Genomic DNA, 6,275 nt, shown 5'->3' with positions numbered 1-6,275 from the left:
CACCGCCACCCGCGCAAGGCGCACACAAGATGATCAACCGTATTGAAAAAAGTGCAGGGGGCAACCCCGGCGGGCGCCGGGCTTGCCCCCTGCACTTTTCAAGCGCCCGTTTCCGCCGTCAGGAGAGCGCAAAAAGCGCGCGGGCGTTGGCATCGGTAATGGCGGCGGTTTCCTCGAAGGACAGCCCTTTCAGCACCGCCAGTTTTTCGCAGACCAATTTGACCAGACAAGGCGAATTGCGCCGTCCGCGCCAAGGGACGGGCGTCAGATAAGGCGCGTCCGTCTCCAGCAATATGCGGCCGATCGGCGCGTTTTGCGCAACTTTTACCGTTTGGGCGGCGTTTTTAAAAGTCAGGCTGCCGCCAAAAGACAGATAAAACCCCATTTTCAAAACCAGTTCAGCCATTTCCCATGAGCCGGAGTAACAGTGAAAGACGCCCCTTGTCCCCTTGCCTTCTTTTTGCATGATCGTCAGGATATCTCCATGCGCGTCGCGATCGTGAATGACGACAGGCAGGCCGAGCTGCCTCGCCAGGTCAAGCTGCCGGATAAATGCCGCTTTCTGCGTATCGCGCGGCGAATGGTCATAATAGTAGTCCAAGCCGATTTCGCCAATGGCCACGACCTTTTTGTCTTTCGCGATTTCCGCCAGCGCGTCCTCGTCCCCCGCCCGCATGAGCCGCGCTTCGTGCGGGTGAAACCCCGCCGCCGCGTAAACATTGCCGTACATTTTTGCCAGTTCGGCCGCTTGGCGCGAACGGGCAAGGTCTGTCCCCGGGACAAGCAGCCCGGACAGTTCGCGCGCGCTTTCGGCCAGCACCTGCGCTCGGTCGGCATCATAAGCTTCATCGTAAAGATGGGCGTGCGAATCAAATAGTTTAACCACTTACTTTACCCTGCTGCCGGATTTTACGCCGGGCGCCTCGATGATTGCCAGGCGCCCTTTGTCGTCGGAGGCGGCGAGGATCATGCCGCGCGACTTTATGCCGCGCAGTTTGGCCGGCTTGAGATTGGCGACAATGACCACGTCCTTGCCGACAAGTTCCTCCGGCGCGTAATGAAGTGCTATGCCGGAGACGACGACGCGTTCTTCGCCCGCTACGTCCAGCTTTAATTTCAGCAATTTATCGGTTTTTTCCACTTTTTCGGCCGCCAGTACGCGCGCCACCTTCAGCCGCATTTTATTGAATTCGTCAATGGTTATTTCCTCCTCCGGCGCGCTGCCGGGCACGGCTATGTCCGCGCCCGCGTCCGCCGCCGGCGGGTCTATCCGGGGAAAGATCGGGGTGCCGCCGGCCATTTTGCTGCCGCTGGCTGTTGTGTCCCGTAATCGCGCGTCTTTCAGCAAAAATTCCGTCGGTACGCTCAGCCCCAGTTGCCTTAAAATTTCCGGGGCGGCAAAGGGCAAAAAGGGCGAGACGAGAAAAGCTACTACCCGCAGGATTTCCACCAAGCGATAAAGAACCGTATCCAGCCGGCCGGCTCTTGCCGGGTCTTTGGCTAACAGCCAGGGGCAGGTTTCGTCTATATATTTATTGCTGCGGGCGATGAGCGACCAGACGGCTTTAAGCGCCTCGTTTATTTCCATGTTCTCCATAAAACGCTCAAAGTCATCAAGCGTCCTATCGGCAAGGGCAACTAATTCCTCTTCCAAGGGCGTGATTTCCTCGCCTTTTCGCACAATGCCTTTGTTGAACCGTTCGATCATGCCCAGCGTGCGGTGCAGCAAATTGCCGAGATCATTGGCCAGATCGGAATTTATCCGGTTAATCAGCGCATCGCGCGAAAAATTGCCGTCCGCGCCGAGCGTAACTTCGCGCAGCAAAAAGTACCGAATCGCATCCGCGCCGAATTCCTCGATCAAAAGCAGCGGGTCCACGACATTGCCTTTGGACTTGGACATTTTGTCGCCTTCAATGACCAGCCAGCCGTGCCCGTATATCTTGCCGGGCAGGGGAAGGTCCATAGCCATCAGCATGATCGGCCAGATGATGCTGTGAAAACGCACGATCTCCTTGCCCACCAGATGCAGGTCTGCCGGCCAGTACTTGCGGTATTTATCCATGTCCTCAAACATGCCGGCGGCAGTGATATAATTTATCACCGCGTCAAACCAAACATAAATCGTGTGTTTCGGGTCAAAGGGCACCGGCACCCCCCAATCGAAAGTAGAGCGCGAAACGCTGAGATCGTCCAGCCCCTGTTTGACAAAATTGATCATTTCGTTGCGCCGGGAAACCGGTTGAATAAAATCGGGGTTTTCCTCAATGAATTTGAACCATTTTTCCGTATAAGCCGACATACGGAAAAAATAACTTTCCTCTTTCATTTTTTCCACCGGCCGCCCGCAATCCGGGCAATTGCCGCCGGACAGCTGGCGCTCCAGCCAGAAAGCCTCGCACTGCACGCAATAAAGGCCCTCGTACTCGGATTTATAGATGTCCCCCTTGTCATGCAGCTTCTGAAAAAAATATTGCACGGTTTGCGTCTGCCGCCGTTCGCTGGTGCGAATGAAGTCATCGTAGGAAATGCCGAGTTTTTCCCATAAAAGCTTAAAATTTTTGACTATTTCGGTTACATATTCCAAAGGGGTCGTTTTGTTTTCCGCCGCTTTGCGCTGTATCTTCTGCCCATGCTCGTCCGAGCCGGTAACAAAAAGTACGTCCCGTCCGGCAAACCTGTTGTAGCGCGCGATACAGTCGGCGACCGTCGTGCAGTAGGCGTGCCCTATGTGCAATTTGTCGCTGGGGTAGTAGATAGGCGTGGTTATGTAGAATTTTTCTTTGTCCATTATTCTTCGTCCTTTCCTGCGGCGCCGCTTTCGAGCAATGCCTGATAAAGTTCCCTCTTGCTTATTTTATATTCCAGCGCGACTTTTTTGATGCTGTCTTTTTTATCCGCGCCCGCCGCCAAAAGCCGCCGGAGTTTTTCCAGCGGCGGCAAGGCCGGGTTTTCCTTTGCGCCGCCGACCGTTTTCGCCGCGCCGGACAAGACGATGGTAAACTCGCCGCGGGGCGGCTTGGCGGCTAACCATGCAAGGCTTTCCGAGACGCTGCCGCGAAAAAATTCTTCGTATATTTTAGTCAATTCGCGGGCCAAAGCTATTTTCCTGTCGCCCCATAGCCGGTTTATTTCGGCCAATACGGCCAAAAGGCGATGCGGCGCCTCATAGAGGATTACCGTCGCCGGGATGTCGCGCCATAGCATAAGCGTCTCCTCCCGGCGCTTTTTTGTCCTGGGGAGAAACCCGCCGAAAAAAAAGGGCGCCGTCTCCATCCCGGACGCAACTAAGGCGCATAGCGCCGCGTTCGCCCCCGGAACCGGCACGACCTCTATCCCGCGCTCCAGCGCCAGGCGCACCAAATGTTCCCCCGGATCGGCGATTGCCGGATACCCGGCGTCGCTGATGAGGGCGGCGTCCCTGCCTTGGGCTACAAAATCGATTAATTTGGGTCCCGCCTGCAATTTGTTATGTTCATGGTAACTTAAAAGTTTTTTGCGCACCGCCAGACGGTTGAGCAGTTTCAGGGCCTGGGCGGTGTTTTCCGCCGCCACCAGTTCAACTTGGCTCAGCACTTTGGCCAGGCGCGCCGTAACGTCGTCAAGGTTGCCGATGGGCGTAGCGCACAAAAAAAGTTTGCCTTTTTCTGCCATGAAATCTCCCTTTGCGCATTTTATGCCGTTCCCCGGCCAAACAAACCATAACAGGCAAGCAATTGCTCGCTGTACTCATTTTCGCCGGCGTACACAAAAAAAGGCGGCAACACTTTGAGTCCAGGTTTGCCGCCGCGAACGGCTTCCAGCAAAAAAACCGTCGGCGGACGGCCGGGACGGGAATGTACCAGCTGCAATCTTTTTGGCTCGATAGCAAATTTCACGCAGCCGCAAAGCACTTCCGGCAGACGTTCCGGCAAATGCGTCAGGGCGAGCCGGCCGCCGTACTTGAGCAAATGTCGCGCCGCCCCGATAAAATCAACGGCTGTGGCCGTAACTTCATGGCAGGCGGTTTGCGCGCCGCCTTTTCGCAGCCTGCCGTGCCCAACCTTGCGGTAAGGCGGATTGGTCACGGCCAGGTCAAAGCTTTCCGCCGGAAAAAGCGTTTTTATTTCCCGCACATCGCCCACGCGGGCGCCTATAACGCCCGCCAGCCGATTTTCCTCAATGCTGCGTGTGAAAAGGCCGATGACGCATTCGTTGTCATCCACGCCGGTAACGCTTGAAGCGCCGCGCGCCGCCAGCAGCAAAGAAACAGCGCCCGTGCCCGCTCCCAGATCGATTGCCTTGGCTCCGGCGCGCAAAGGCGGGAAAGCCGCCAGCAAAACGGCATCCAAAGTGAACTTGAACTGTCCGGCGCGCTGCCAGATCGGCCAGCCGTTCGGCAGACGGTCAAGACTGTCCATGCCCGCCGCCCTTAAACAAACACATAATCTTCCGCGGCTTCGGTCATTTCGTCCCAGTTGACCGTGACAGAGTTTGTTTCCGTGATTTTTACGCAAGCCGTGCGCTCCTTTTTGTTAAGGCTCACGACTGTCCCGTCGCCCAGGGGCGTGATCACCCGCCCGCCCACTTTCGGCGCCTTTTCCCGTTTGCCGCGGCACTGTTCGCAACCTTTTTCGCTTGTGTACAAATAATTTTCATATTTCAGGCAACACATCAGGCGGCTGCAAATGCCGGAAATCTTAGTTGGGTTGAGCGAGAGGTTCTGGTCCTTGGCCATCCGTATGGACACCGGCTCAAAATCGCCCAGAAAAGCCGCGCAGCACAACGGCCGGCCGCAGCAGCCCACCCCGTTGAGCATTTTGGCCTGGTCGCGCACCCCAATTTGCCGCAATTCTATCCTGGTACGGAAAACGGCGGCAAGGTCTTTCACCAGTTCGCGAAAATCTATCCGCCCGTCGGCGGTAAAATAAAAAATAATTTTGTTCACGTCAAAAGTAAATTCCACGTCGACCAAACGCATAGGCAGGCCATGCGCCTTGATTTTCTCTTCGCAGAGCGCGAAGGCTTCTTTTTCTTTGCCCTTGCTTTCGTTGAATTTGCGCGTGTCGTCGCCGGTTGCGCGCCGCAGCACGGGCTTCAGCGGCTGGACTATATTGTCCTCGTCCAACTCCCGAGGGCCGATCACGGCCTCGCCGTATTCCATGCCGCGCGCCGTTTCCACTATGACAAAATCGCCTTTGCCCGCCCCGGTCTCCGCCGGGTCAAAATAATATATTTTACAGTTCTTCTTAAAGCGCACTCCTACTACCGTAACCACAAAATCCTCCTTGTTGCGTATCTGCGATAAAAATGTACAGACCATCCATCGACAATTGGGGATTGGCCGACTTCTTCAAAGCCGCCAAAGTTTCTTCCGTGCGGCGCAAAATTTTTTTAAGGGCGCGCAAGTCCCGGCCGGAAAACAGCCGCCCGATTTCTTCCCGTTTGTCCATGTTACAGACTCCGTCACCGCCGGCGAATTTCACCCGCCAGGCATCGCGCAAAAACAAAGCGATAAATTCGCAAAGCAAAACCGCGTCTTCCTTTTTTATCTTCTCTACCAGCGGCGCTGTCCGCAAATAGTCGTCAGATAGGGCGGCACGGACAAAATCCAGCGCCCGCTCCCTAATCCTGTCCGCTTCCTCGCTGCCGTAACGCAAAGCCTGTCCGGGGGAACCGGCCGCCATTTCCGCCGCTGCGCGAGGGTTGGGAAGTTTTATGCCCTTCACCTCTAAATAATGCAGGATTTCCTCCGCCGTTAAAGGCCGCGCGTTTATTCTGGCCGTCCTTGACACAATGGTCGGCGGCAGCGCTTCAACCGACGTGGACAGCAGCACAAACGCCCATTCCGGCGGCGGCTCTTCCAGAAACTTGAGCAGGCTGTTGGCGGCCTCCTGCGTCATAAGATGCGCCCCATCGATCACCGCTACCCTTTTTTTGCCCATTTTGGGCGCGAAAGCGGCTTCTTTGAGCAGTCCGCGCACTTGGTCTATGTATATGCCGTCCCGGAATTCAAGCGGGGCTTTTTGGGGATCTTTCAACTCCGGCCGCAAAACAAAATAATCGGGGTTGCTGCCTTTGGCCAAATGCCGGCAAGAAGGGCAGAAGCCGCACGGCGCGTCCCGGCCGCCGCACATAAGCGTCGCCGCGAAAGCATGCGCCAGAAGGCTTTTGCCCACGCCCGCCGGCCCGTTAAGCAAAAACGCGTGGGGTTTGCGCTCCGCTTTGGCTAACCTTTGCAAAAAAACCTTTTCCTGTTTATGCCCGATAATGTCTTCCCACAGCACGCCGCTCAC

At 56.0% G+C, this 6,275-nt stretch carries 6 protein-coding genes; all 6 read right to left on the bottom strand.

Annotated features, from left to right (window positions below; genetic code table 11):
- Positions 1 to 118: 118 nt before the first annotated feature.
- From LBO03_05230 to holB, 6 genes are read right to left on the bottom strand one after another with little or no spacing between them, the layout of a single operon-like run.
- The gene (locus LBO03_05230; GenBank protein MDR3348990.1) at positions 119 to 886 is read right to left on the bottom strand and encodes a TatD family hydrolase; all 768 of its coding nucleotides are present in this window, start codon (positions 884 to 886) and stop codon (positions 119 to 121) included.
- Positions 887 to 2,791 (bottom strand): methionine--tRNA ligase, encoded by a 1,905-nt coding sequence (gene metG / locus LBO03_05225; GenBank protein MDR3348989.1) that lies wholly within the window; start codon positions 2,789 to 2,791, stop codon positions 887 to 889.
- A complete protein-coding gene (gene rsmI, locus LBO03_05220; GenBank protein MDR3348988.1) occupies positions 2,791 to 3,654 on the bottom strand; it encodes a 16S rRNA (cytidine(1402)-2'-O)-methyltransferase in 864 nt (287 codons plus the stop codon). The genes metG and rsmI overlap by 1 nt, the downstream gene beginning before the upstream one ends.
- A 20-nt stretch (positions 3,655 to 3,674) precedes the next feature.
- A complete protein-coding gene (locus LBO03_05215; protein ID MDR3348987.1) occupies positions 3,675 to 4,400 on the bottom strand; it encodes a methyltransferase in 726 nt (241 codons plus the stop codon).
- Between the two features lie 11 nt (positions 4,401 to 4,411).
- Positions 4,412 to 5,257, bottom strand: coding sequence for a stage 0 sporulation family protein (locus tag LBO03_05210; protein MDR3348986.1), 846 nt, complete (start codon positions 5,255 to 5,257; stop codon positions 4,412 to 4,414).
- Positions 5,229 to 6,266, bottom strand: a complete 1,038-nt coding sequence (holB, locus tag LBO03_05205; GenBank protein ID MDR3348985.1) for a DNA polymerase III subunit delta' — start codon at positions 6,264 to 6,266, stop codon at positions 5,229 to 5,231. Before holB ends, LBO03_05210 begins: the two co-directional genes overlap by 29 nt.
- Between the last annotated feature and the right edge of the window lie 9 nt (positions 6,267 to 6,275).

The sequence above is a fragment of the Acidaminococcales bacterium genome (genome assembly GCA_031290885.1).
Classification (GTDB): domain Bacteria; phylum Bacillota; class Negativicutes; order Acidaminococcales; family JAISLQ01; genus JAISLQ01.
Note: the sequence above shows the minus strand (reverse complement) of the source record. Positions and strands in the feature narration are given on the sequence as shown.

Excerpts from the sequence above, each read along its gene's own strand:
- metG (MDR3348989.1), bottom strand. The coding sequence starts at position 2,791 with ATGGACAAAGAAAAATTCTACATAACCACGCCTATCTACTACCCCAGC.
- rsmI (MDR3348988.1), bottom strand. The coding sequence starts at position 3,654 with ATGGCAGAAAAAGGCAAACTTTTTTTGTGCGCTACGCCCATCGGCAAC.
- LBO03_05215 (MDR3348987.1), bottom strand. The coding sequence starts at position 4,400 with ATGGACAGTCTTGACCGTCTGCCGAACGGCTGGCCGATCTGGCAGCGC.